This is a genomic window from Fulvimarina manganoxydans (genome assembly GCF_900176465.1).
GTDB classification, from domain to species: Bacteria; Pseudomonadota; Alphaproteobacteria; order Rhizobiales; family Rhizobiaceae; genus Fulvimarina; species Fulvimarina manganoxydans.
In genome coordinates this window covers 28,849-53,421 of sequence record NZ_FWXR01000014.1, presented here as the reverse complement: position 1 = coordinate 53,421, position 24,573 = coordinate 28,849, and the positions used below count along the sequence as shown (strand labels likewise).

Genomic DNA, 24,573 nt, shown 5'->3' with positions numbered 1-24,573 from the left:
ATGGGTCTCCTTCCGGCGGCCTTGGCGCTTCGCCCGCTCAAGGCCTCGCCGGCCCAAGGCTGCGAGCAAGGAAGCTCGCGATGATCTGAGGTAAGCCAGCCGTATCGAGCCAGGGCGCATGGCCCTGGCCTTCGACGATATGATGTTCGAGATCGCGGTGGCGTTTGGCCATTTCCTGGGCGGTCTCGGCCGACAGGATGTTCGACATCTCCCCCCTGAGGACGAGAAGCGGCCGATCCACGAGCGTTTCGAAAAGGTCCCAGAGTTCGGGAAGCGGCTGATCGAGATCAAGCGCGTTGAAGGGTTCGGCGAGCCGAGGGTCGTAGGCCGCCGCCAGGAGGCCGTCTTCTCGTTTGTCGTAGAGCGCCTCGGCCATCTTGCGGAAATCGGATTCGGCGAGGGAGGGAAACGTCGGACCGTACAGCTCAGCGACATGCACTGCAGCGTCTTCCATTGTCTCGAAGGTCTCGCCCTGCCCGACAAGAGCGCGGATCGCCTTCAGGCCTGCGGTTTCCAGTCGTGGGCCTGCATCATTGAAGATTGCCGCCAGGATCCGCTGGGGCGCGAAAGCGGCCAGCGTGAGGATGAGAAGGACCCCGCGCGAGGTTCCGAGGAAAGCCGCCTGTTCGATGCCGAGCGCGTCGAGGCCGGCCAGAAGATCAAGCGTCTCCTCCGGGACGCTGTAGAGGTTGGGGTCGTCGCAGCGCTCCGATAGGCCGCGGCCCCGCGAATCGAAGGCGACGATCGGCCATTCGGGTCGGAGGTCCCGCAAGGCCGTGGCGAGCCCGTCGAAATCGCGGCTGTTGCGGGTCAGGCCGGGCAGGCAAACGAGCGGCGGTTCCGATTCGAGCCGGCCATAGAGGCGGCCGCGCAAGCTCAGTCCGCCGCGCTCGAAAGTAAAGAGTTGCTTATCGTCTGCGTCATCTGAGACGATTTTGGCTTTCAATCGGCTGTCCATCGCCGCCGCTCCTCTATTTTTATGGTGTAAGGCGGTGTCGAACCCTGGCGCGCGCATCAAGAACACTTGCTTTGGCCTGATTTACAGCTAGTGTCTCGCAAAAATTGGTGAGGAACCGCATGAACAAGCCATGGCTCGATCGTTATCCTGAAGGCGTTCCGCATGAACTGCCGCCACATGAATACCACTCCTTGGTGGATCTCCTAGATAAGAGCTTTTCCAGTTTTGCCGACAGTCCCGCTTTCCATCTTCAGGGAAGCGTAATGCGGTTTCGCGATCTTGAGCATCAGTCTCGAGTGTTCGCGGCCTATCTTCAGTCGGTGGGCTTGAAGAAGGGCGATCGCATCTCGCTGATGATGCCGAATGTCTTTGCCTATCCGGTGGCTGTGGCAGGCGCGCTGAGGGCCGGTCTGATCGTCGTCAACACCAATCCTCTCTACACGGCCGGAGAACTCAAGCGCCAACTGACGGATTCCGGCGCCAAGGCGATCGTCGTTCTGGAGAATATGGCCTCGACACTCGCCGCCTGCCGGAAGGAGACGGAACTCGAGCATGTGATCGTCGCCTCGGTGGGCGATCTGATGCCGACGGCAAAGCGCTTTCTGGTCAATTTCGTCCTGCGCTACGTGAAGAAGATGGTCCCGTCCTATGATCTGCCGGGATCAATCTCTTTTCACGAAGCGCTTTCACATGGCGAGAAGGCGAGTTTTCGTCCGCTCGAGATGACGCTCGATGACGTGGCGGTGCTGCAATATACGGGCGGGACGACCGGTGTGGCCAAGGGTGCGACGCTGACCCATGGCAATGTCGTCGCCAATGTCATCCAGTCCGAATATTGGTATAAGCCGGCCCTTGGTCAGGTGGAGAGCGACGAACAACCCGTCTTCGTCTGCGCGCTGCCCCTTTATCACATCTTCGGTTTCACGGTCGGCATGATGCTGGCGATGCGCACCGGCGGAGCCAACATTCTCATCCCCAATCCGCGCGATATCCCCGCCCTGTTGAAGGCGATCAAGGGACGACGGTTCCACTCCTTCCCGGCCGTGAATACCCTGTTCACGGCGATCGCACGTCATCCCAAGGCGAAAGAGATCGACTGGTCGAGCCTGCTTCTGTCCGTCGGCGGCGGCATGGCGGTCCAGAAGAAGACCGCCGAGATGTGGGAAGCGCTCACTGGTCGGTCGATCTGCGAAGGCTATGGCCTTTCCGAGACGGCACCCGTAGCGAGCTGCAACCCCACCCATAAGGTTGAATTCTCCGGCACGATCGGATTGCCGATTCCCGGAACCGAGATGGCGGTGCTCGACGAAGAGGGTCGCGCCCTCGGTGTCGGCGAGATCGGCGAGATCGCGATTCGCGGTCCGCAGGTCATGGCCGGCTATTGGAACAAGCCGGACGAGACCGCCAAGGTGATGACGCAAGACGGTTTCTTCCGCACCGGAGATATCGGGCGGATGGATGCGGACGGGTTCTTCTCGATCGTCGATCGCAAGAAGGACATGATCAACGTATCCGGCTTCAATGTTTATCCGAACGAGATTGAGGATGCCGTCGTCGCGATGCCCGGCGTTCTGGAAGCAGCCGTGATCGGGGTCCCGAACGAGGATTCGGGCGAGGCCGTGAAGCTCTTCGTGGTCCGCGAAGACGAGAGCGTCGACGAGGACGCGGTCAAGACCTGGTGCCGCGAACAGCTGACCGGCTACAAGCGTCCCCGCATCATCGAATTTCGGGACGAGCTGCCGAAGTCCCCCGTCGGCAAGGTCCTGCGCCGGGAATTACGCGATTGATACGGGGTCCGACTGCTTCAGTCGGGTTCCGCATCAAAGTCGCGCGGCACGTGAACGTCGTGAAAACCGCTATCGCACAGCGCTCCAACGGATTTCGTAGGTCCTTTCGTTAGTCCAGCTGTGTCGGATGGAAACGGCGGACGATTGGTCGAAGCGTTGATGCCGGTCGTCATCCTCGGCCCGCCAGGGCCTTAGGACCCATGCCTCGCACGCTCTTCAAAGTTCCAAATGATTGCGGTCTTTCATCTTGGTCTTTCTCGACCGGAATGCGGGTTCAGATGGTGACGGCATGGTCCCCGCTCTCTCGCGAGAGCGAGGATGACGAAGCGTCGGGGGGATCGCTCTCACCTTCAAGCCCTGCAGATACCGCGATCGTTATGGAGATGACGCGGGAGGACTGAGTGCACCTCATCGAACAATGACCGACGGAAAAAAAGCGGGGCGTCGATCCGATCGACGCCCCGCTTTTCGATTTCGTGCCGTTTTGCCCGTCGAGGCGATTACATCGCCGACCCGCCGAGATTGACCTTGAAGAAGAAGGTCTCACCGGAGGAATCGTCGACGCCATCATTGTCGGTGACGGCATAGGCCGTGCCGTCGGCGGCGAAGGTGAAGCCTTCGATCTTGTCGACGACGAACCCATTGTAAGCCTGAAGATCGGGCAGGAAGTCGTGGGCCTCCGTCTTTTCGACGAGCGGCAGGTCGCCGCTGAGCGGGGCCGGGGTCAGACCATCGAGCGAAACCTTGTAGAGCTTCTTTTCCTTGGCCGCTTCGCCGATCTGGTTGTCGCGCTCGATGATGTAGAGCGCCCCGTCATGAGCGGTGATCTCCGATAGGCCGACCCAGCCTTTCTCGGCCTTATCGAGCGGATAACGCACCGCGCCCCATTCCTTGGAGGCCGGCTTGTAGGCGAGAAGCTTCACCTCGCCTTTCGGATCGTCCTTCCATTCGCGCTGGATCGCGATCCAGAGCGTGTCGCCGGCCATGGTGATGCCTTCGGCACCGAAGCGGGTCGACTGGTCCGACAGTTCCTTCGGCAGATCGACCACCTTCTGAACCGCGCCGTCGCTATTCACATGCAGAATGCGATGGGGGATTTCCTTTTCCGGATTGCCCTCGCTCGCCAGCCAGAAGCCGCCTTCGCCATCGGGCGTGACGCCTTCGAGATCAAGCTTTTGCATCGGCTCGCCATTTTCGGTGATCGTCACCGCACCGGTGATCCTGGCCGGCATCGAGGAAGCGTCGATCGTGAAGATGCGCGGCTGGTTCTTGTAGAAGGAGTCCGAGACCGAGTAGAGCTTTGCGGCATCCTGAGGATCGCCCGCCAGGCCCGACAAGGCACCCCAGCCGAGCGGGATGCCATTCTGATCGACGGAGACGATGGTCGGATAGGCCGGGGTGCCCTCGGCGCGTTCGTAGATCATGACATGGGAGCGTGCGCCGCCATCCTCGACGAGGTCTTCCTCATTGGCGGTGACAAAGAGATTGCGCGAGGGGATCGCGACGGCGCCTTCCGGGGCAATGCCGGAGGGCAGAAGCTGGGTGAATTCGGGATCGCCTTCGCCGATCTTGTAGACGCCGACCGCCGAGCCGCGCTCGGAAAGGACGAAGGCATAGGTCGTGCCGTCGAAACTCGCGACTTCGAGACCTTCCGGCTCGATGCCCTTGGCATCCGAACGCTTGTCCGGGTAATGGCCGGCGCGCACCAACTCATATTCGAAGGATGGGCCGGATTCGTAGAGGACCGTGCCGTCCTTGTCCCAGACGGTGAAGGAGCGCGAGCCGCCCTCGTAGTCGCCCTCATTGGCGGTGATGAAGCGATCGTCATCGATCCACTGGACGGCATCCGGCTCGCGCTTGCGCGCTTCCTGGCTGCCCGTCAGGGCGATCTCGCCATTGTCGTCGGTGTCGATGTTCTGAAGGTCGACCGTGCCGGCGGAGAAGTGGTTGGTCACCTTGCCGCTCGCCGCATCGATAATGGCGAGGGCGTTGTTCTCCTGCAGCGTGACGACGATCTCGTTGGCGCTATTGAAATCGACGAATTCCGGCTCCGGATCGTCGCCGCCGATGTCGGACAGGCCGGTGAGTTCGACCTTTTTCATCGAAGCGCAGTCCGGCGCGCCGTCTTTCAGGTTGAAGATGGTGACATAGCCGGCCGGCATCTGCGGCAGGGCGCCGTCATTCAGATCTTCGTCGCGCTCGTTCTCGATAGCGACGGCCGCGAACTGGCCATCCTTGGAGACGGCGACGGAATCCGGCTGACCGCCGAGATCGCAAGAGGCGATTTCTTTCTTCTCGGCAACGTCGATGACGGCGAGGCGGCCGGACGGATTGGTGAAGCTCTCCGAGGTGTTGACCCCGACGAGAACGTCCGGCCCGGCGATCGCGACGGAGGTCGGCTCGCCGGAGAGGTTGATGAAGCCGCCGGCCTTGGGCGCCTTCGGGTCGGTGATGTCGACCATGCCGATGCCGCCGGCCGGGCTGTCGGAATAGACCAGCGTGTTGCCATCCTGGCTGACCGTGATGATCTCGGAAGAGGTCACCGTGGCGGGATCGGCGTCGGCCGGCAGGTTGCTCGCGACAGGGAAGGATGCGATGCGGTTGAAGACCGGCTCGGCTTGAGCAAAACCGACCGTGGCGGCGAGGGCGGACGAAGCGAGAAGAGCTTTCAAGAGGCTGCGCTGCATGAGCGGCTCCTTCCTTTAGTGTTGGAGGCCGAAAAGCCGGCCGTCGGGACATGGCGGACCCCTCTATGACCTGCGGCGGATGACAGTTGGATGACGCAACGACCGGCGCTGTACGTTCGCCAGCCAAGACTGCGCACGCGCGAGACATGAAAGGCATGACGCTATGGAAGACGGACTGGCAGGGCGCCTGACGCCGGCGGGGCACGAGTTGTTCGTGCGCGTCTATTTCGAGGACACCGACTTTTCGGGCGTCGTCTATCACGCGCGATATCTTCATTTTCTCGAAAGGGGTCGCTCGGACTTTCTGCGTCTGAAAGGCATCGGCCATCGCGCGTTGAGCGCCGGCGAATTCGGGGCGCCCATGGCCTTCGCCGTTCGTCATATGGAGATCGACTTTTTAAGATCCGCCCGGATCGACGACGTCCTTCTGGTCTCGACCGTGACGCGCAGCCTCGGTGGGGCGCGCATTCTTCTCGACCAGACGGTTTCGCGCGGTGGCGAAGCGCTTCTGACGGCGAAGGTGAAGGTCGCGGTGATCTCGCCGGAGGGAAAACCGATGCGCATGCCGACGGCCGTGTCCGAGACGCTGGGCGGCGAACGATTTAAGTCTGACGATACCGCTGCTTAGGTCTGACCGCGATAATTTGGCCCCGTTCTCGCGAGACTTCGCTACAACAGCCAAGCGGCAAATGGCGCGAAACATCGACGTCGCCGAAATGCCGCTATGCCTTTGTCTTGAAACCGTCGCAGATCACTGCCACCTTACTTACAGCCGGTGCCTCCCGGCTCCGGTCTATGGTCGTTCAGAAAGGGAAAACGACACTGAGACCAATGGCTGAAGTGAAGAACGGCTTCGACGCCGTCGCTTCCGACACGCCCGCCGCCGTCGATGAGACGGACGCCCGGACGGTCTTGAACCTCGTCCTTAAGAGCCTCGATGATTCGAAGGCCGAGGACCTCGTCTCCATCGACATGATGGGCAAGTCCGCTCTCGCCGATCACATGGTGATCGCCTCGGGCCGATCCCACCGACATGTCTCGGCGCTCGCCGATCATCTCTTGCGCGATCTCAAAGCCATTGGCGTCAAGGCGCCCAAGGTCGAGGGTCTGCAGAATGGTGATTGGGTGCTGATCGATACGGGAGACCTCATCGTTCACATCTTCCGGCCCGAAGTCCGCAGCTTCTACAATATCGAGAAGATGTGGAGCGTCGGCGGAGAGGCTGTGGCGACGGTTCACTGAGCCGGTCCGGCAGGGCGTCGGCAAGTGGAAGGATCGGCCGAACATCGACTGAGATGTTCGGCAGTCTCCGTGCTGGACAGGCGATGCGACGGGAGCGGTCCTGCGTCCGCATTTGGCTGGGCGCCCCTCATCTTTTGAGGAGGCATCGATGTGCTGCGCTTGACGTCTCCGTCTTTGCCGGTGGCAGATGAGCATGTTTGTCTCTTCGACGGGCATGGCGCGCGCACCGCTGACTGCCAGCGACCCGGTTTTTGGCCTGTAACAGAGACGTCGCTTTCGACGCCGAAGGCGTTCTGGCGCGCAAGCTCTATCGGCTCACCTGAAAGCAAGCGCCCCTTATGGATCTTGGGCGCCCGCTGACTCGCGATCCGAAAGCTTTTGCATGTCTGCGTGCATTGCCCGCCGCAGGGCTCGGCGGCATGCGCCATTCCTTTCATCGATCTCATTTGCAAGGCGTTCATGAAACTTCTCATCGCCGCCATCGGGCGGATGAAAGCGGGGCCCGAGCGGGAATTGGCCGAGCGCTATCTGGAGCGGCTCGCCAAGGCCGGGCCGGCCATGGGGCTCGAATGGCAGGGTCTGACGGAGTTTCCCGAGTCCCGCGCCTCGTCCGTCGAGGAGCGAATGCGCGAGGAGGCGGGACGTCTCACTGGCGCGATGCCGGCGGGCGCCAAGACCATCATCCTCGACGAGCGCGGCGAGATGCTGAGCTCGGTCGCCTTTGCCGACCGCCTCGGCCGCTGGCGCGACGACGGCGCCAAAGCCTGTGCTTTGATCCTGGGCGGGCCCGACGGCCATGAGAAGGACATGCGTAAGTCCGCCGATTGCGTTCTGTCCCTCGGCCGGATGACCTTTCCGCACCAGATCGCCCGCATTCTCCTCGCCGAGCAGCTCTACCGGGCCGCCACCATCATGGCCGGCCACCCCTATCACCGGGCGTGAGGGATGCCGACGGGATGCGCGAGATCGTCTGGACCGTCACCACCGGGCAACGATCGCTTTGCAATCGCTCGGGAGGGCGCGAAACCGCTTGCTCATCCATGGTTGATCCTTTGTTAAGTCTATGATGTTCGAATGTTCGGCGGCCGCGTGGGGACGGCTTTTCGAGAGCGGGTGACGGGCAATCGGTTCCGGTCGAACCGAGCTTGGCGAGCCCGATAGGCCGCGATGGGCGGGCTCGACAAAGCTCCGCTTGTCTCGATCATCGCGCGTTTCAAACCGGACGGAGTGCGGGTGGGACGAAGTCTGAGCCAGAGCGGAAGGACGCGTGAGCCGGCCGGCAATGGCCGCTTGGCACTGATCGTCTGTCTCATGGCGGGCGTTCTGGCCGGTGCCTTGGTCAGCTCGATCGGCCGGGCCCAGGAGGCCGCAAGCGGTCTTGATGCCGATCCGGTCTTGAACGCCGCGACCGACCCCATGCTCACCGCAGCGCTCGCTCCGGCCCGCTCCGAGGTTTTGGAGCGCCAGCGTCTCGATACCCTGTCCGAACTCGATCGGATCGCCGGAACGATCACCCTCAATCAGGACACGCTGACCGCCCTCAATGCCGAGATCGAGACCCTTCGCTCCGATCGCGAGGCGATCCGTGCGGCGATGATCGAGGCAGCTGAGAAGCAGAAGGCCGCCAGCGCGTCACTTAATGCGGTCGAAGAGAGGATTTCCAAATTGTCCGGCGAGGAGGGCGTGATCGAAGCCTCGCTCGTCGAGCGGCGCGGACTTCTCGCTCAGGTGCTCGCCGCCCTCCAGCGCATGGGACGCAAGCCGCCGCCGGCGCTTCTCGTCAAGCCACAGGATGCGCTCGGATCGGTGCGCAGCGCCATTCTTCTCGGCTCGGTCGTGCCGGGATTGCGCCACGAGACGGAAGTGCTTCTCGCCGATCTGACGCGGCTTCGCGATCTGCGCGCCGAGCTCGACAGCGAGATGCAGCGCTATGGCGACCAGCTCGCCAATTTTCGGCGAGAGGAAACCCGCCTCGATCGTCTGGCCGAGACGAAGGCCGCGCTCGAGGCTGAAAACCGGGATAAGCAGACGGCCGCGTCCGAGCGCGCTGAAGAGCTTGCGGCCAAGGCCGAGGATCTGAAATCGCTGATCGCGTCCCTTGACGAGGACGTGAAGACGGCACGGCTGACCGAAGCGGCCGAGCGCGCGCGCCTGGAAGCCAAGGCCGAAGAAATGCGCCTGGAGGCTGAAAGACAGGCGGCGGAGGAGAAGGCGCGAAAGATTGCCGAAGCCGAGGTGCAGCAGAGCGAAGAGGCTGAGGCGCAGCAGAGCGAAATAGCCGAAAGCGCCGCGCTGGAGGCGAGTGAAACCAATATCGCCGAGGCCGACACCTCCGGCCCCGTTACGGCTGAAAAGAGCATGCGCGTTGCAGCGCTTGCGCCGGACGAAGCCGCGCCGGCGCTGCAACAATACGACATCGACTCACTTCGCCGTGACATCAAGGCTTTGCAGCCCACTGCCGCATTTTCGTCACTCCAGGGGCGTTTGTCTCCACCGGTGGCAGGACGGCAACTCATCGGGTTCGGGGACAGGGACGATATCGGCCGCGTCGTAACGGGAGCTTCCTTTGCGACACGGCCTGGCGACGTGGTGACGGCGCCGGCCGATGCGACTGTTTTGTATTCGGGCCCATTCCGCTCTTATGGACAAGTCTTGATCCTGGACGCCGGCGATGACTATCATGTCGTTTTAGCGGGGATGGACCGGATCGATGTGGAGAGCGGTCAATTCGTTTCCGCCGGAGAGCCGGTAGCGGCGATGGGAGCTCGGCGTATCGCGAGCGTCAATATGGCGGATTTCGGCGCCAGCGGGCCGGCGCTCTATGTGGAATTCCGTAAAGCAGGAAAACCGGTCGATCCCTCTTCGTGGTGGATCGACGAGACCTCTGGAAGGACGGGGAATGATTCGTAAGCTTTCGATACTCTTCGCCGGGGCGCTCGCGGGCGCGGCGGCGGTGACCGTCGTCGGCCAGAATGCGGGCGTGGCGAACGCGGCCGGCTCCGATACGTATCGGCAGCTTGCAATCTTCGGTGACGTCTTCGAGCGCGTCAGGGCACAATATGTCGAGGAGCCGGACGACCAGAAGCTGATCGAGACGGCGATCAACGGCATGCTGACCTCGCTCGATCCGCATTCCAGCTACATGAATGCCAAGGAAGCGCAGGACATGCGAACCCAGACCCGCGGCCAGTTCGGCGGTCTGGGCATCCAAGTGACCATGAAGGACGAGGTGGTTCTCGTCGAAGGCTCTCCCTTCGCCGACTCCCCGGCCGAGAAGGCCGGCATTCTCTCCGGCGATCTCATCGTCGAGATCGATGGCGATCCCGTTCGCGGCCTGACTCTGTCGGAAGCGGTCGAGAAGATGAAGGGCGAGATCGGCACCGACGTGAAGCTAACCGTCGTTCGCGAAGGCGCGGAGAAGCCGATCCGCATGTCGCTGACCCGTGACCTCATCACCGTGAAGTCGGTGAAGTTCGAGGAGATCGGCGATGTCGGCTATATCAAGGTCAATTCCTTTAACGAGCAGACGACCGTCGGTCTCGAAGAAGGCATCGAAGAGATCAAGGCCAAGCTCGGCGACAAGCTGAAGGGCTTCGTCCTCGACCTGCGCTCCAATCCGGGCGGCCTTCTCGACGAAGCAGTGTCGGTCTCCGACGCCTTCCTTGACAAAGGCGAGATCGTCTCGACCCGTGGCCGCAACGCCGACGAGACCCGTCGTTACAATGCCCGCCAGGGTGACGAGATCGCCGGTGAGCCGCTGGTCGTGCTGATCAATGGTGGTTCGGCCTCGGCCTCCGAGATCGTCGCCGGTGCCCTGCAGGATCAGCGCCGCGCCACGGTCGTCGGCTCTCGCTCCTTCGGTAAGGGTTCGGTGCAGACGATCATTCCGCTCGGTTCGGCCGGCGCTATGCGCCTGACCACGGCACTCTACTACACGCCGTCGGGCAGCTCGATCCAGGGCCGCGGCATCGACCCGGATATCGTAGTCGATCAGCCGCTTCCCGACGAGATCAAGGCGCAGATGGGCCTTGATCCGGAAGAAGAGGTCAGCCGCGGCGAATCCTCCTTGCGCGGTCACATCACCGGCGCCGAGGAGACGGACGAAGGCTCGGGCTCATCGAGCTACGTGCCGCCGGAGCGCGACAAGGATCTGCAGCTGCAATATGCGCTGGATCTCCTGAATGGCGTGAAGACCAACGCCATGTTCCCGCCGAAGCAGGAGGCGAAGGCCGCCGCGAACTGATCGCTGCGCACACCGTGTCCAGCGCGATCGACTGAATGCGAAGATGTTGAACGGCCCGGGCAGTGTTGCCTGGGCCGTTCTGTATTTTGGGGGGCCTTTTGGTCCCGCGCAAATTGGGTCGCGCCGGCTCGTCCGATATCCGGCAAGCCTCGCGAAGGGCGATGCGCCTAGTCTGCGGCGCCATGTACGCCGAGCTTCATCGCCCCTTGACGATCGATTCCTCCCGCCGCCGCTGGCTTCGCCCAACGGCGGGTGATGGGGGGCTGCTGCTCGCCTTCCTCGTTCTGGCCGGATTGTCGGCCTTTCCCGCCTATCTCGATCGGCCCGAGCGCGGCTCTGGTGATAGGCTGGCGGAGCGCGCCGCGCAGCTTGCCGCCAACGCGACCACCGAAATCGCGGAGCCGTCCTCGCGGCGCACGCGCGGCGGGGCCTTGTCGATCGACGTGGATGCCGCTCTCGCCAAGCAGCGGCTTGGTGAGCAGCCGATGGCGGCGGACGCGCCCTATCAACCCGCGACCGTCACGGTGATGGACGTCGCCGATCTGCGCCAGTCGCCGATGATGGCCCATCTTCCCGACGACGCTCTGATCGAGAAAACGGAATACGGGCCGTTGCCCATGCGCGGGCCGGACGGCCGCCGGCCCTTCGACGTCTATGCGGGCCGCAGCTCGGGTCGCTTGGGCGCTCGGATCGCCATCGTCGTCGGTGGGCTCGGCATCAGCCAGACCGGAACCCAGGCCGCCATTCAGGCTCTGCCGCCGGGGGTCACATTCGCATTCGCCGCCAACGGCAACAGTCTGGATCGCTGGATGCAGGCCGCCCGGCGAGAAGGGCATGAAATTCTTCTGCAGGTGCCGATGGAGCCGGTCGGCTATCCAACCGTCGATCCGGGCGAGAACACGGTCACGGCCGAGGCGATGCGCGGCGAGGATTTCTCCGCGCTCTATGCCTCGCTCGGCCGGCTGACCAACTATGTCGGCATCATGAACTATATGGGCGGCCAGCTGAGCGCCAATGCTGTCGCGCTCGACCCCTTGATGCGCGAACTCTCGCGCCGGGGCCTCATGTATCTCGACGACGGCTCGTCCATGCGCTCGGTCGCCGGCGATGTGGCGCAGCTCGCCTCTGTGCCAGCTGCGACGACCGATATGGTGCTGGATGCGGTTCAGGAGCCGGGCGAGATTCGACGCCGCCTCGACCAGCTCGAACAGGCCGCGCGGGCGAAGGGAACGGCCGTCGGCGTCGCCTCCGCCTTCGAAGCATCGACTGCGGTGATTGCCGACTGGATCGCTGAAGCCGAGAAGCGGGGCGTCGAGATCATCCCCGTTTCAGCCGCGGCCCTCGATCCCGAGCGTCGCTGACGAACCGATCCTCCTCAGTGCAGGCCTTGTCGCGGAGCCTTGGCGCGCGATACTTCGCCGGACGGCCGGAGCTGACCCCTTCGGCCGGATGGCACAGAGGGGTGAGGCCACATGAAGCCGATCGAATTCGAGAATCTGCCCTATCGTCCCTGCGTCGGGATCATGGTCCTGAACCGCGAGGGTCTCGTCTGGGCAGGCCGGCGGAAGATCGAGGACAAGGGCGAAATGACCGGGGCGACGAAGCTCTGGCAGATGCCCCAAGGCGGCATCGACGAGGGCGAGGAGCCGCTTCCCGCCGCCCAGCGCGAGCTATGGGAAGAGACCGGCATCAAGACGGTCTCGCTGCTTCACGAGGCGCCGGACTGGATCAATTACGATCTGCCGCCCGAACTGGTCGGCGTGGCGCTCAAAGGGCGCTTTCGCGGCCAGACCCAGCGCTGGTTCGCCTTCCGCTTCGAGGGCGACGAAAGCGAGATTCAGATCAATCCACCGCCGGCGGGCCATGCCGCCGAATTCGACGAATGGGCCTGGAAGCCGATGGACGAGCTTCTTGACCTGATCGTGCCCTTTAAGCGCGGGGTCTATGAGGAGGTCGTGAAGGCCTTTCGCCATCTCGCGGGTTGAATCAAGACTTCTCATCAATCAATCTGATGCCCATCATTCAATACATTCGTTTGAATGATGGCGAAGAAGGGTCGATCTAAACTCCATCGCTTTGGTTGAAACGATGGAGAGAGCCGATGGCCCTGCTTGAAGAAAGATCGCCCCGCTTCTGGGCCAGTGCGGACATGCCGTCCGCCTCCGCCTCCAAGATCGCCGGCATTCTCACGATCGCCGGCTTCGTCGCCTTGACGGCCTATGATCTGGCGAGCCGCCCGGACACGGACGGGGCGCGGTCTGGCGCAACCGGTGTTGCCGCCATGGACGATTGGCACGGCAACAGCGCCCGTCTGGCAAGCGGTCGATAAGCCGACGCGCAGACGACGCGGCGCGTCAAAGGCGCGCCGCTGTCGTCTTTACTCGGACAGGATCGCGGCTGGCAGGTCCGTAAGGTCTTCGACGACGATATCCGGCTTTGCCATGGAGGCCGGCACCGGATGGCCCCTTGAGACGAAGGCGGTGCGCATGCCCACCGCTTTCGCACCATGGCAGTCCCAGGCATGGGCGGCGACCATCATCGCGTCCTGCGGCTCGACGCCGATCTCGGCGAGGGCGGCGCGATAGACCTCGCCGCGCGGCTTGAACGCCTTGGCGGGTTCGACGGAATGAATGCCCGTCAGGAAATGACGCATCTGAGCCTGATCGAAGAGGTTCGCCGTCGCGGACACGGCGCCGTGAGACAAAGCGTGGATCGGCAGGCCCGCTTCCTGCAAAGCCTGAAACATCTCGGCCGCGCCCTTTTGCGGGGTGAGTTGCGCCATAGTCGACAAGATCGCGGAACGGCGATGCTGCCCGATGGCAAGGCCGCGCGTGGCGGCAAGCTGCTCCAAAGCGCCGTCGAGAACCTCCTTGAAGGGGACGAAATCACCCGTCGCATTGAGGGCGAAGGCATCGCGCAGCCCGAAGGCGAACCAGGTTTCGAGGTCCGATGGATCGAAACCGGCGCTGGCCAGTCCATGGCGAACAGGTTCCAGCGAGAAGACAGTCTCGATGATGTCGAAGACGACGACTTTCGAAGGTGCCATGACGATGCCTTTCGATGGGTGTGTTTGCCGGTGTGCTCGCAGGGACAACGTAAAAACGGGCGGCTCGGCTCCGACTGCCGCTTATGAGCTGGTCGCTTACCAAGTGCGTCATAGTTTATGGCACACGCTACGAGCGGATCAGCACGCCAGAAAGTAAGGCGCTGAGAGGGTCGGCCCATGGGCGGGCCAACAATCGGCCGATATCGCCGTGGATCGAAGGGGAGGGGAATGTGACGCTTGACGGTTTGAAACGGGACGGCAAGCTCAAGGTCGCGATCAATCTCGGCAATGCGGCTCTTGCCCGGCAGGACGAGATGACGGGGGCCCTTTCGGGCGTGACCGTCGCGCTTGCGAGGCGCCTCTGCGATGAGATCGGAGCCGAGCCTGACTTCATCCTCTTCGAAGGCGCCGGCAAGGTCGTTGCCGCCGCGCCGTCCGATGCCTGGGACATCGCATTCCTGGCAATCGACAAGGAACGGGCGGAGGCGATCGCTTATTCCGACCCTTACGTCCTGATCGAGGCGACGGCCGTCGTTCGACAGGATTCGCAGCTCAGCCATGTGGACGAGCTCGACCGGCCGCAGACGCGGCTCCTCGTCGCCCGGAATTCGGCCTATGACCTCTATCTGACGGCCAATGCCCGCCATCTCGACCTCGTGCGCGCCGAGACGCCGAAAGCCTCTTTCGACCGCTTTCGGTCGGAGCCGGGCAGCGCCGATGCCGTCGCGGGCGTGCGCCAATCTCTTGAGGCGGCCTTTGCGAAAGACCCGGATTACCGCTTTCTAAGCGGGGCGATCTCGGCGATCGAGCAGGCCATGGCCCTGCCGGTTGCCAAGGGCGAGATGGCGCCGGCCCTCAGCGATTTCGTCCGCCGGGCGAAGGAGGAGGGTTTCGTGCGCCGGGCCCTCGACGAGAGCGGCCAGAACAGTCTGGCGGTCGCGCCTTGAACCTCGTCGTTACCCGGCAGGCAAGCGATCTCGATCAGGCCATCGCGTGGTCATGGACGGAATGAACGTCCTCGGAGGCGAGCGGCGCCTCGTAATCGGCTGAGAGGTCGTCTGCGAAGAACAGATCGACCTCCGTGCGGAGTGCGGCATCGTCATCGCCCGTATCGTCTGCGCTCTCGTCGGATAGACGATTCAGAGCCGGCGTGGCCTGGATGGCGGCCCCGATCTCCTCGAAGGCGTACCATTTCTCTTCACCCCGGAACCAGAAACCGTCGATATCCGAAAGCGTGTCGGCGCCATAGGTCGGATGAGAGACCGTCAGCGTGCCGTCGGCGTTGCGGGTGAAGACATAGTCCACCGCCCTGCCGTCATAGTCGACCTGATTATAGCCGGCGCCGCCGAGATAGATGTCGTTTCCGGCTCCGCCATAGAAGGTGTCATTCGCGATCGTTCCCTCGAAGCGATCGGCCCCGTCCGTGCCTTCGACATAGCCGCCCGGTGCCGCGATGACATTGATATCGGTGCTGGGCTCGCCGCCGCTTCCCCCGCCATTGCTCGGGGCCTCGCTGACGAGATCGTCGAGCGGATACCACTTCTCTTCGCCGCGAAACCAGAAGCCGCCGATGTCGGAGAGCGTATCGCTGCCATAGGTCGGATGGGTGACGGTCACGGTTCCGTCGGCTTTGCGGGCGAAGACGTAGTCGGACGCCTTGCCGTCATAGTCGACCTGGTTATAGCCGGCCGCGCCGAGATAGATGTCGTTGCCTGTCCCGCCATAGAAGGTGTCGTTCGCCGTGGTGCCCTCGAAGCGATCGGCCCCATCGGTGCCGGCGATATAGCCGCCAGGGGCCGCGATGACATTGACGGTGTCGCCCGGCTCGCCGCCGCTTCCTCCGCCATCGCTCGGAGCCTCGCTCACGAGCTCGTCGAGCGGGTACCACTTTTCCTCGTCCCGGAACCAAAAGCCGCCGATATCGGTCAGCGTGTCCGTGCCGTAGGTCGGATGGGTAACAGTAACGGTGCCGTCGGCTTTGCGCGCAAAGCTGTAGTCCGATGCCTTCCCATCGTAATCGACTTGGTTATAGCCGGCGCCGCCGCGATAGATGTCGTCGCCGAGACCGCCATAGAAGCTATCGTTCTGCGCCGTTCCCTCGAAGCGATCGGCCCTGTCCGTCCCCTCGATGTAGCCGCCGGGCGCAGCAATGACATTGACGTCGTTTCCTGGTTCGGCCGGCTCGCCGGGTTCGCCGCCCTCACCACCGCCATCGGTGACGAGATCGGCGATCGGATACCACTTGCCTTCGCCCCGGAACCAGAAGCCGTCGATATCGGACAGCGTATCGGTGCCATAGATCGGGTGCGAAACCGTGACGGTGCCGTCGGCCTCGTGGGTGAACGTGTAATCGGCAGCCTTGCCGTCATAGTCGACCTGGTTGTAGCCGACGCCACCGCGATAGACGTCGTCGCCAAGACCGCCATAGAAGGTGTCGTCGGCCGCCGTTCCCTCGAAGCGATCGGCGCCGTCGGTTCCCGCGACATAGCCTCCGGGCGCCGCGATTACATTGATCTCGCTGCCACCATCGCCAGGGGATATCGAATCGAGCCCGTCAAAGGTTAGCTGTTTTCGCGAAAAGGTCGGACCCGACCAGTCGAGGTCGATGACCGACGGCCCGGTCTCGGCCAGATGATCGACCCCGATCGTGTGAATGCCGGCCTCGAGCGTCAAAGTGACGGTGCTCGTCGTCGTTTGCTTGAGGTCGGCGAGATCGGCGACCCGCTGTCCGTCAATGGTGAGGCGCGCCGCATCATTGGCCGTCAGATAGAAGCTGTAGGATCCGGTCTCGGTCACATCGAAGCTGCCCTGATAGCGGACGGCGAAATGATCCTTGGGCCCGCCTTCGTAGAATGCGTGGGAGGTGTCCTCGTCGATCGTGACGACGGCTTGCGTATGGAGCGGCGCGGCGTCGAAATCGACCTGGTCGAGGCTCGTCACCTTTTGATCGACCGCAAAATAGAGCGCTTCCACATCGCCGATGCCGTCATAGAAGCCGTCTCTCGGTTCGATCGAGACGATCGGTGCGACGGAGGGAACGCCGTCGGCGTTCCAGGCAAACAACATCCAAAAGCCCGCCGGCGAGACTGCTTCGTTCTCGGGCAGGCGCACCTCGATGCGATGGTCGTCCAGCTTGACGAAATCCGGCACGATCGCCCGGGCATCGACATTGAGCACATGGGTCGTGCCGCCGGTCCGCACCATACGCAGCGATGCGATCGCGTCCGCGTCGTCGACGGTGATGACGAAGGCATCGCCCGGATCGACACTTTTCGGCGCGTCTTCGATCACCGGCCGCATAGCGTCCGCGCCGGTCTCGTCGAAGAGATAGCCGGGCTTGTAGATCTGGGAGTCGAGAAAGGTCTTCTCGGCATTGTCCGCCGAACCGCCGCCGGAGGACAGGACGGTGCCGTCGGGGAGAAGGACCGTCGTCGAGTGGTAGAGCCTGGAATGGGCTTCCTCTCCCACTTCGCGAATCTCGCTGGTCTTCGGATCGAAGATGATGGCGGTCGTCTGGGCATAGGCCTCCAGATTGTCCTTGCCGCTACCGCCATTGATCATGACCGTGCCGTCGGCGAGCACGGTCATGTCGGAATAGTTGCGCTCTTGCGGCATCGTTCCGACCTTCTCGAAGGTCGGGGTCTGGCCGTTGATGTCCATGACCCAGAGATCGGTGCCGATGTCACTGATCAGCACCTTGCCGGTGTCGAACATGATCGCCGGGGACTCCCAGGCCGCAGTAAAGGGCATCGAGGCGATCTTCTCGATGCTGCCTTCGCCGGAGGGGTCGAGCGCGACGAGATCCTGAACGCCGTCCGATCCCCGCCCATTGGCGAAATAGTAGACCTTGCCGTCCTGAGCCACCCAGGTCTTGGGATAGTCGAAGAAGTCGGCGACGTCCTGATCGGTGGCGCCCGGAAGGCTGCGCCAGCCCTGGCCGGGGGTGTAGATCTCGGGCGTCGCCACGCCGACACCATTGGCATCCGAGCCGCCGAGGATGAGGACCTGGCCGGTCGGCAGTGCGATCGTCGTCGGATACCAGCGCGCGGCGTTCATTTCGCCATCGCTCGCCGGATGGATCTCGCCGGTATCGATATCATACACGTTGACGTCGTTGACGCCCATATTGATCGGGCGGCCTTCGCCGCGCGAGTCGCCGCCGGCGATCAGCACCTTATTGGTGCCCGGCAGAAGCACGGCGGCAGCGCAGAAGATGTCCGTCGGCGTGTGCATGTGGTGTTCGAGAAGCTGGTGCTCGCCGGTCACCGGGTCCCAGACGTCATGGACCATCATGGCGCCCTGATTGCCCGAGACGTCCGTCCCGAAGGTCATGACCTTGCCGTTCTGCATGACGATTGAGTGAATGGCGACCACCGGCCAGTCGATCAGTTCGCCCCATTCTCCACTGCGTCGAATGTCCATGCTGCCAGTCCCCACTCAAGAAACGCTCGTTCGCAGAAAGACCCGGCGTCTCTCCGTCGAAATCCTGAAGAGCCCGTTGAAACGAGCAAGGCGCGAGAGCGTCGGGCGATTACCCCCAATCGCTGGACGCTCTCCGTTCCCTTGGTGCCGCCTCGGTCAGACCCGGCGCGACCCCCCGAGATTTGAAGCGCGAGGCCCGATCGCGTGATACCGGGCCTCGCGCGGTTCGGATCATCAGGTGAGGGCGTGGTGATCGTCCGCATGATGTTGGCCGGCGTCATGGTCCGAAGCGCCCGCATCGGCGCTGAGATCGTCGCCGAAGAATTGGGTCGTCGCCGTGACGAGAGCCGCATCCTCCGCATCCGGTGTCTCGGCCGGGGCAGCTTCGGCGCTCTCGATCGCGCTGAGAGCGGGGGCCGGCGCGGCGGCCTTGCTGCTCACGAGTGAATCGAGCCCGTACCATTTCTCTTCGCCGCGGAACCAGAAACCGTTAATTCCCTCGAGCTTGTCGGTGCCATAGGTCGGATGGCTCACGGTGACGGTGCCGTCGGCGTTTTGCTTGAAATCGTAATCCTGCGATTTCCCGTCATAGTCGACCTGGTCGTAGCCGGCGCCGCCATTGTAGACGTCGTCGCCCTTGCCGCCATAGAAGGTGTCGCGACCCTCGGTGCCGATGAAGCGGTCCGCCCCGTCGGTGCCCGCGACATAGCCGCCGGGCGCGTTGATGACATTGATCCCGCCATCGGTTCCGCCGCCATCGCCGGGTTCGCCGCCGCCATCGCCGGGCTCACCGTCACCGCCCCCGTCGCCGGGCTCCCCGCCGCCATCTGTCGGCGTCGTCGAGACGAGGTCGTCGAAGGCATACCATTTGCCTTCACCACGGAACCAGAAGCCGTTGATCCCCTCCAACGTGTCGGTCCCGTAGGTCGGATGGCTGACGGTCACCGAGCCGTCGGTGTTGCGGACGAAGCTATAATCGCTCGCCTTCCCGTCGTAATCGACCTGGTCGTAGCCGGCGCCGCCCTTGTAGACGTCGTCGCCTTTACCGCCATAGAAGGTGTCCTTGCCTCCCGTGCCGATGAAGAGATCGGCGCCATCGGTTCCCTCGACATAGCCGCCGGTGGCATTGATGACGTTGAAGTCGCCATCAGGCTCGCCGCCGCCGTCGATCGGAGCTTCCGCGGCGAGATCCTCGATCGGATACCACTTCTCCTCGCCCCGGAACCAGAAGCCGTCGATGCCGTCCAATGTGTCGGTGCCATAGGTCGGATGGGTGACGGTCACCGTGCCGTCGGCGTTGCGGACGAACTGGTAGTCGCTCGCCTTGCCGTCATAGTCGACCTGGTTGTAGTCGCCTTTGCCCTCATAGACGTCGTTGCCCTTGCCGCCGTAGAAGGTGTCCTTGCCCTCTGTCCCGATGAAGCGGTCCGCCCCGTCGGTACCGGCGACATAGCCGCCCGGCGCATTGATGACATTGACGTCGCCGCCGCCATCGCCTGGCTCGCCGCCGTCGTCTGCGAGTGCGCGGACCTCGTCGATCGTGTAGGTCTTGTCCTCCCCGAGGAAGCGGACTTCCTCGATCCGGGTCAGGCGCTTGGTCTCGCCACTCTCGTCGGTGAGAAGCACAGCGACATTGCTGATGATCTCGACGGTATAGTCTTTCGCAGATCCCGAAAGTTCGACGAGATCGTTTCCGTCGAGGCCATCATATTTGTCGTTGCCGGTGCTCGCGCCGAATCGATCGTCCTCGCTGGTGCCGATCAGGTTGTCGTCCTGGCCCGTGCCGGGGAAGAAGTTTCCGCTCGGCTCCTCGCCGCCTTCGGCCAGAGCCCGGACCTCCTCGATCGTGTAGCCCTTGTTCACGTCCGGGAAGAACACCGACTCGATATTGATGAGCGTCTTGACCGACGGATAGGGCGTCGTCGTGTCGGTCATGATGACCTTGTCGCCGTCGATCTTGATCTCGTAATTGGCGATCTTGCCGCCCATTTCGACCGTATCGGAGCCACCACGACCGTCGAAGCCGTCTCGTCCGGTGCTGGCCTTGAAGAGATCGTCGCCCTCTGTGCCCGTGAGGAATTCATCGGACGGCGAACCGGGGAACACCTGGCCTTCGTCCGTGCCACCGCCATCGACCGGGTCGACGCCGTCCTTGAGGTCAAAGCTCGTCACTTCGCCGATAAGCGGCGTGTCGCCCGGCCAGTTGGATTTGCCGAGGAATTCGTTCGCCCGGTCGATATCGGCCGGCACCGCGCCTTCGCCCTCGGCGACCAACTGGCCGTCCTTGTAGAGCCGCATATAGCCGGTCTCGTCGACCGTGGCCTTCCAGGTCGCGGTCTCGCCTTCAACGATCGCGTTCTCGGCGGTGATCGAATATTTGGTCTGTCCGATCAGGACCTCGAAGCGCATGTCGTCGCTGTTCTCGAACTGGCCGAGCCAGACATTGTCGCTGTCCGGGCCGTTACCGAAGTCGAAGACGCGCTGCCAGGCGCCGCCGTCGATATCGTCGAAGCGAACCGTCGCCTCGGCGGTGAAGGCGCCGTTGATGTCGGGATAGTCGGTCGGCGTCTCGCCCCCATCGTCGATCAGCGCCCGAACCTCGTCGATCGTGTAGGTTTTGTCCTCGCCGAGGAAGAGGACCTGTTCGATGCGGGTCAGGCTCTTGGTGGCGCCATTCACGTCGGTGAGACGGACTTCGTCGTCCCCGACGAGAGTAACGGTGTAATCGGCGGCAGAACCGGCGATCTCGACGATGTCGTTGCCGTCCTTGCCGTCATAGCTGTCACTGCCGGCGCTCGCCTTGAAGAGATCGGCGCCATCCGTGCCGACGAGAATGTCATCCCCGTCGGTGCCGGTGATGATCCCGTCGTCCGTGCCGCCGCCATCGACCGGGTCGACGCCGTCCTTGAGGTCAAAGCTCGTCACTTCGCCGATAAGCGGCGTGTCGCCCGGCCAGTTGGACTTGCCGAGGAATTCGTTCGCCCGGTCGATATCGGCCGGCACCGCGCCTTCACCCTCGGCGACCAACTGGCCGTCCTTGTAGAGCCGCATGAAGCCGGTCTCGTCGACCGTGGCCTTCCAGGTCGCGCTTTCCCCTTCGACGATCGCGTTCTCGGCGGTGATCGAGTATTTCGTCTGTCCGATCAGGACCTCGAAGCGCATGTCATCACTGTTCTCGAACTGGCCGAGCCAGACATTGTCGCTGTCCGGGCCATTGCCGAAGTCGAAGACGCGCTGCCAGGCGCCGCCGTCGATATCGTCGAAGCGAACCGTCGCTTCGGCGGTGAAGGCGCCGTTGATGTCCGGGTAGTCGGTCGGCGTCTCGCCGCCTCCGCCGTTGTCGCCTTCCTGGCTCGCCACTTCGTCGATCGTGTAGGTTTTGTCCTCGCCTTCAAAGCGGACTGATTCGATGTTCTTCAGCAGCGTGACCGCGCCGCTCGCGGCGGTCAGCGAGAGGGTTGGGGCCATGGCGCCCATGCCGCCCATATTGGCCATATCATGGGGCGTGCGGACCTCGACCGTATAATCGGCGAGGCTGCCGGCCATGACGGCGGTATCGGTTCCGGCGCCGCCATCGAGTATGTCGTTGCCGCCGCGCCCGGTCAGCCGATCGTCTCCGGCCCCGCCGCTCAACTCGTTGTTGCCGTCAGTGCCGGCGATGTTGTCGTTGCCGGCACCGCCGACGACATTCTCGAAATTCTTCACGATATTGGCGTCCGGCTGGCCCGTGGGCCCGGCCGTTCCGGCCGCCAGATCGACACTCCAGTCACCGGCGGGACGCGAGGCGGAATCAAGGCGCAGCGTGTCGTTGCCCGCGCCGCCATCGAGCGTGTCGTTCCCGGCGCTCGCATAGACCGCGTCGTTCCCGGCGCCGGCATCGACTACGTCGTTGCCGCCGAGCGGGTCGATCACGTCGTCGCCGGCCGTGCCGGTGATCATGTCGTCGCCATCCGTCGCGCCGAGATCATTGGTGATTTCGAGATTGCGCACCATGCCGCGCAGATAGCTGTCGGCAGGCCAGTTGGAGGCGCCGACGAAATTCTGGGTGCGTTCGACATCGACCGGCACGACGCCCTGGCCCCTTGCGACCTCCGTGCCGTTCTTGAAGAGCTGCATGAAGCCGGTCTCGTCGACCGAGACCTTCCAGGTCGCGATCTCGTTCTCGAGGATCGCGCCCGGCGCGGTGATGTTGAAGGTCTGGCCGTTCTGGATGATCTCGAAACGCATGTCCGTGCTGGACCCGACCTGTCCAAGCCAGATCTCGTCCTGAGCGGGGCCGTTGCCGAAATCGAAGACACGCTGATAGTTGCCGGCGTCGATATCGTCGTAGCGCGCTTCAACCGTCAGCTCGAAGGCGCCGTTGATCTGTTCGTCGTCGATATTGTAGATCGGATTGTTGGCTTCGAGCGGGCCGGTGTCGACCAGCGGCACCATGTCGATGCCCAGAAGGCTGGCCTTAGAGGGAACGCCCGCCTCGTCGACGGTGGTCAGCATCCACATGCCCGGCATCGCCGCGCCGCTCGTCGGCAGCTGAACCTTGATCGTCTGATCGTCGACGACCTCGAAGCTCAGCTTTTCGAAACGCAGATCGGAATTGCGCGCGTGGGTCATGGCGCCCGAGCGCAGCATCGTGACCATCGCGACATCCGAGGCGTCGTCGACCTTGATCTCGAAGCTGTCGCCGGTCGAGACATTCTTCGGCGCCGAGGTGATTTCGGGGCGGTCGGCGAGATTGCCGTTCTCGTCGAAGAGATAGGACGGCGTGAAGACCTCGGCATTGAGATTGGTGAGCGGACCCGGCGCGCCGCCGCCGCCCGAGAAGATCGTGCCGTCCGGCAGCATCAGCGCCGTCGAATGATAGAGCCGGGCGAGCGCCGCATCGGCCTGATAGACGACGGAGTTGTCGTCCGGATTCCAGATCGCGACGGCTTTCTGGGCGTCCTCGAGGATGTTGCCTTGGTCATAGGCGCTGCCGCCCCCGACGATCGCGATCCGGCCATCGGCGAGCGGCACGAAGCCGGCATCGGTGCGGGCGCTGTCGAGCTGGGCGACCTTTTCGAATTGCGGTTTCGATCCGGAAACGTCGATGGTCCACAGACCGCCATCATCGTCCGTCAGCATGATCTTGTCCTGCCGATACATGATCGACGAGTTCAGCGTGTAGGACTTGAAGGGAAGCGTGCCGATCTCCTGGACCGAACCGGTGCCTTCGGTCGTCATCCGGTACATCGTCTCGCCATCGGCTTCGATGACGACGACATCGCCCTTGCTGGTCGCAAAGGCGTGGGGATACCAATAATTGCCGTCCGTGCTCGTCATGGTCGAGCCATCGGGATTGGCCTTGAGATCGGGCATCTCCGCGCCGGTCAACTGACGAATGCCGGTCTCGTGGTTGTAGACTTCCGCGATCGTCGGGGTCTCGTAATTCTCGTCACGGCCGCCGACCATGAGGATTTCGCCGTTGGAGAGGGTTACGGTCGTGCCGTAATAGCGGCCATAAGCGAGATCGAAATTTGCGTCGCCGCCCTGCGCGTCCCGAATCTCCTGCTTCTCGTAGTCGAAGACGAGCACGTCCTGGCGACCGGTCAGCGCGCCATAGCCCGGCTCGCCATTATGATCGCCGCCCATGATGATCACATTGCCGGTCTTGGGATCGATCGCCATGTTCGAGCAGAAGATGTTCGTGCCCGTCGTGTTCTCCAGCGTGCGATGGGCGCCGGTTTCCGGGTCCCAAAGGTCGTAGACGAACTGGCCGCCCTGCATCCCTTGCTCGGTCGAGCCGAAGGACAGCACCTTTCCGTCGGGAAGCACGACCGAATGCAGCGGAATGATCGGCCATGACAAAATCGGGCCCCATTCGCCATTGCCTTCGATGTCGCGGATATCGGACTGAATCATGTCTGCGCCCTCAGGAGTCAAAAAGAATTGGGTTTATCCTGATGAATAGGCGTAAACAATTCTCCTGTGAGGGCAAGTTTATCGTCAAGGATTAGTTAATACTGACAAATCTAAATATAATACATCCTTGCGGAACACGATGAATATTCCCTTGCCGCCGCGGGGGCAGCGTCGCCTCTCCCTGGCATCGCTGCGGGCCTCGAACTGTCCGGCAATGGGTGTCTCGGGAAGACGTCGCGCTTGCGGGAACGCCGCGCTTCAGGCCACAAAAGAGACCGGGTGAGGCCGTC

15 protein-coding genes are annotated in these 24,573 nt (G+C 63.1%); 10 read left to right on the top strand and 5 right to left on the bottom strand.

Going from position 1 to position 24,573, the window contains the following annotated elements:
• Positions 1-37 precede the first annotated feature (37 nt).
• The gene (locus B9A15_RS14800) at positions 38-958 is read right to left on the bottom strand and encodes an alpha/beta fold hydrolase (RefSeq protein WP_170923315.1); all 921 of its coding nucleotides are present in this window, start codon (positions 956-958) and stop codon (positions 38-40) included.
• Between the two features lie 119 nt (positions 959-1,077).
• Here B9A15_RS14800 and B9A15_RS14795 point away from each other — a divergent pair, with 119 nt between their 5' ends.
• The gene (locus B9A15_RS14795; RefSeq protein WP_084411110.1) at positions 1,078-2,745 is read left to right on the top strand and encodes an AMP-binding protein; all 1,668 of its coding nucleotides are present in this window, start codon (positions 1,078-1,080) and stop codon (positions 2,743-2,745) included.
• Positions 2,746-3,245: 500 nt separating this feature from the next.
• Here B9A15_RS14795 and B9A15_RS14790 read toward each other — a convergent pair whose 3' ends face one another.
• Positions 3,246-5,432, bottom strand: coding sequence for an esterase-like activity of phytase family protein (locus tag B9A15_RS14790; RefSeq protein ID WP_084411109.1), 2,187 nt, complete (start codon positions 5,430-5,432; stop codon positions 3,246-3,248).
• A 163-nt stretch (positions 5,433-5,595) separates the two neighbouring features.
• Between B9A15_RS14790 and B9A15_RS14785 the strand changes: the two genes are divergently transcribed.
• From B9A15_RS14785 to B9A15_RS14750, 8 genes are all read left to right on the top strand, one after another.
• The gene (locus tag B9A15_RS14785) at positions 5,596-6,060 is read left to right on the top strand and encodes a YbgC/FadM family acyl-CoA thioesterase (RefSeq protein WP_084411107.1); all 465 of its coding nucleotides are present in this window, start codon (positions 5,596-5,598) and stop codon (positions 6,058-6,060) included.
• A gap of 203 nt (positions 6,061-6,263) precedes the next feature.
• Complete coding sequence (gene rsfS, locus B9A15_RS14780) at positions 6,264-6,674, top strand: ribosome silencing factor (protein WP_139798405.1); 411 nt, start codon at positions 6,264-6,266, stop codon at positions 6,672-6,674.
• Positions 6,675-7,133: 459 nt separating this feature from the next.
• The gene (gene rlmH, locus B9A15_RS14775) at positions 7,134-7,616 is read left to right on the top strand and encodes a 23S rRNA (pseudouridine(1915)-N(3))-methyltransferase RlmH (protein ID WP_084411220.1); all 483 of its coding nucleotides are present in this window, start codon (positions 7,134-7,136) and stop codon (positions 7,614-7,616) included.
• Positions 7,617-7,907: 291 nt separating this feature from the next.
• A complete protein-coding gene (locus B9A15_RS14770) occupies positions 7,908-9,584 on the top strand; it encodes a peptidoglycan DD-metalloendopeptidase family protein (protein ID WP_170923314.1) in 1,677 nt (558 codons plus the stop codon).
• Positions 9,574-10,917 carry a S41 family peptidase gene (locus tag B9A15_RS14765; protein ID WP_084411101.1) on the top strand — a complete coding sequence of 448 codons (1,344 nt, stop codon included), beginning with the start codon at positions 9,574-9,576 and terminating at the stop codon, positions 10,915-10,917. The genes B9A15_RS14770 and B9A15_RS14765 overlap by 11 nt, the downstream gene beginning before the upstream one ends.
• A gap of 161 nt (positions 10,918-11,078) precedes the next feature.
• Positions 11,079-12,278 carry a divergent polysaccharide deacetylase family protein gene (locus B9A15_RS14760; RefSeq protein WP_244556968.1) on the top strand — a complete coding sequence of 400 codons (1,200 nt, stop codon included), beginning with the start codon at positions 11,079-11,081 and terminating at the stop codon, positions 12,276-12,278.
• Positions 12,279-12,389: 111 nt separating this feature from the next.
• Positions 12,390-12,902: an RNA pyrophosphohydrolase gene (locus B9A15_RS14755; protein ID WP_084411097.1), complete on the top strand. Its 513-nt coding sequence runs from the start codon at positions 12,390-12,392 to the stop codon at positions 12,900-12,902.
• 116 nt (positions 12,903-13,018) lie between these two features.
• The gene (locus tag B9A15_RS14750; RefSeq protein WP_084411095.1) at positions 13,019-13,246 is read left to right on the top strand and encodes a hypothetical protein; all 228 of its coding nucleotides are present in this window, start codon (positions 13,019-13,021) and stop codon (positions 13,244-13,246) included.
• A 48-nt stretch (positions 13,247-13,294) separates the two neighbouring features.
• On the opposite strand, the gene B9A15_RS14745 is transcribed toward B9A15_RS14750, so the two are convergent.
• Positions 13,295-13,963, bottom strand: coding sequence for an HAD-IA family hydrolase (locus B9A15_RS14745; RefSeq protein ID WP_084411093.1), 669 nt, complete (start codon positions 13,961-13,963; stop codon positions 13,295-13,297).
• Between the two features lie 230 nt (positions 13,964-14,193).
• On the opposite strand from B9A15_RS14745, the gene B9A15_RS14740 reads away from it, so the two are divergent.
• Positions 14,194-14,910 (top strand): transporter substrate-binding domain-containing protein, encoded by a 717-nt coding sequence (locus tag B9A15_RS14740; protein WP_170923313.1) that lies wholly within the window; start codon positions 14,194-14,196, stop codon positions 14,908-14,910.
• A 34-nt stretch (positions 14,911-14,944) separates the two neighbouring features.
• Here the strand turns inward: B9A15_RS14740 and B9A15_RS14735 are convergent, their stop codons facing one another.
• Together B9A15_RS14735 and B9A15_RS23415 are read right to left on the bottom strand one after the other, a co-directional pair.
• Positions 14,945-18,385, bottom strand: coding sequence for a galactose oxidase-like domain-containing protein (locus tag B9A15_RS14735; protein WP_084411089.1), 3,441 nt, complete (start codon positions 18,383-18,385; stop codon positions 14,945-14,947).
• A 234-nt stretch (positions 18,386-18,619) separates the two neighbouring features.
• Entirely contained in the window at positions 18,620-24,283 is a 5,664-nt protein-coding gene (locus B9A15_RS23415) for a LamG-like jellyroll fold domain-containing protein (RefSeq protein ID WP_084411087.1), read from the bottom strand.
• Between the last annotated feature and the right edge of the window lie 290 nt (positions 24,284-24,573).

Excerpts from the sequence above, each read along its gene's own strand:
- B9A15_RS14800 (WP_170923315.1), bottom strand. The coding sequence starts at position 958 with ATGGACAGCCGATTGAAAGCCAAAATCGTCTCAGATGACGCAGACGAT.
- B9A15_RS14795 (WP_084411110.1), top strand. The coding sequence starts at position 1,078 with ATGAACAAGCCATGGCTCGATCGTTATCCTGAAGGCGTTCCGCATGAA.
- B9A15_RS14790 (WP_084411109.1), bottom strand. The coding sequence starts at position 5,432 with ATGCAGCGCAGCCTCTTGAAAGCTCTTCTCGCTTCGTCCGCCCTCGCC.
- B9A15_RS14785 (WP_084411107.1), top strand. The coding sequence starts at position 5,596 with ATGGAAGACGGACTGGCAGGGCGCCTGACGCCGGCGGGGCACGAGTTG.
- rsfS (WP_139798405.1), top strand. The coding sequence starts at position 6,264 with ATGGCTGAAGTGAAGAACGGCTTCGACGCCGTCGCTTCCGACACGCCC.
- rlmH (WP_084411220.1), top strand. The coding sequence starts at position 7,134 with ATGAAACTTCTCATCGCCGCCATCGGGCGGATGAAAGCGGGGCCCGAG.
- B9A15_RS14765 (WP_084411101.1), top strand. The coding sequence starts at position 9,574 with ATGATTCGTAAGCTTTCGATACTCTTCGCCGGGGCGCTCGCGGGCGCG.
- B9A15_RS14760 (WP_244556968.1), top strand. The coding sequence starts at position 11,079 with ATGCGCCTAGTCTGCGGCGCCATGTACGCCGAGCTTCATCGCCCCTTG.
- B9A15_RS14755 (WP_084411097.1), top strand. The coding sequence starts at position 12,390 with ATGAAGCCGATCGAATTCGAGAATCTGCCCTATCGTCCCTGCGTCGGG.
- B9A15_RS14750 (WP_084411095.1), top strand. The coding sequence starts at position 13,019 with ATGGCCCTGCTTGAAGAAAGATCGCCCCGCTTCTGGGCCAGTGCGGAC.
- B9A15_RS14745 (WP_084411093.1), bottom strand. The coding sequence starts at position 13,963 with ATGGCACCTTCGAAAGTCGTCGTCTTCGACATCATCGAGACTGTCTTC.
- B9A15_RS14735 (WP_084411089.1), bottom strand. The coding sequence starts at position 18,385 with ATGGACATTCGACGCAGTGGAGAATGGGGCGAACTGATCGACTGGCCG.
- B9A15_RS23415 (WP_084411087.1), bottom strand. The coding sequence starts at position 24,283 with ATGATTCAGTCCGATATCCGCGACATCGAAGGCAATGGCGAATGGGGC.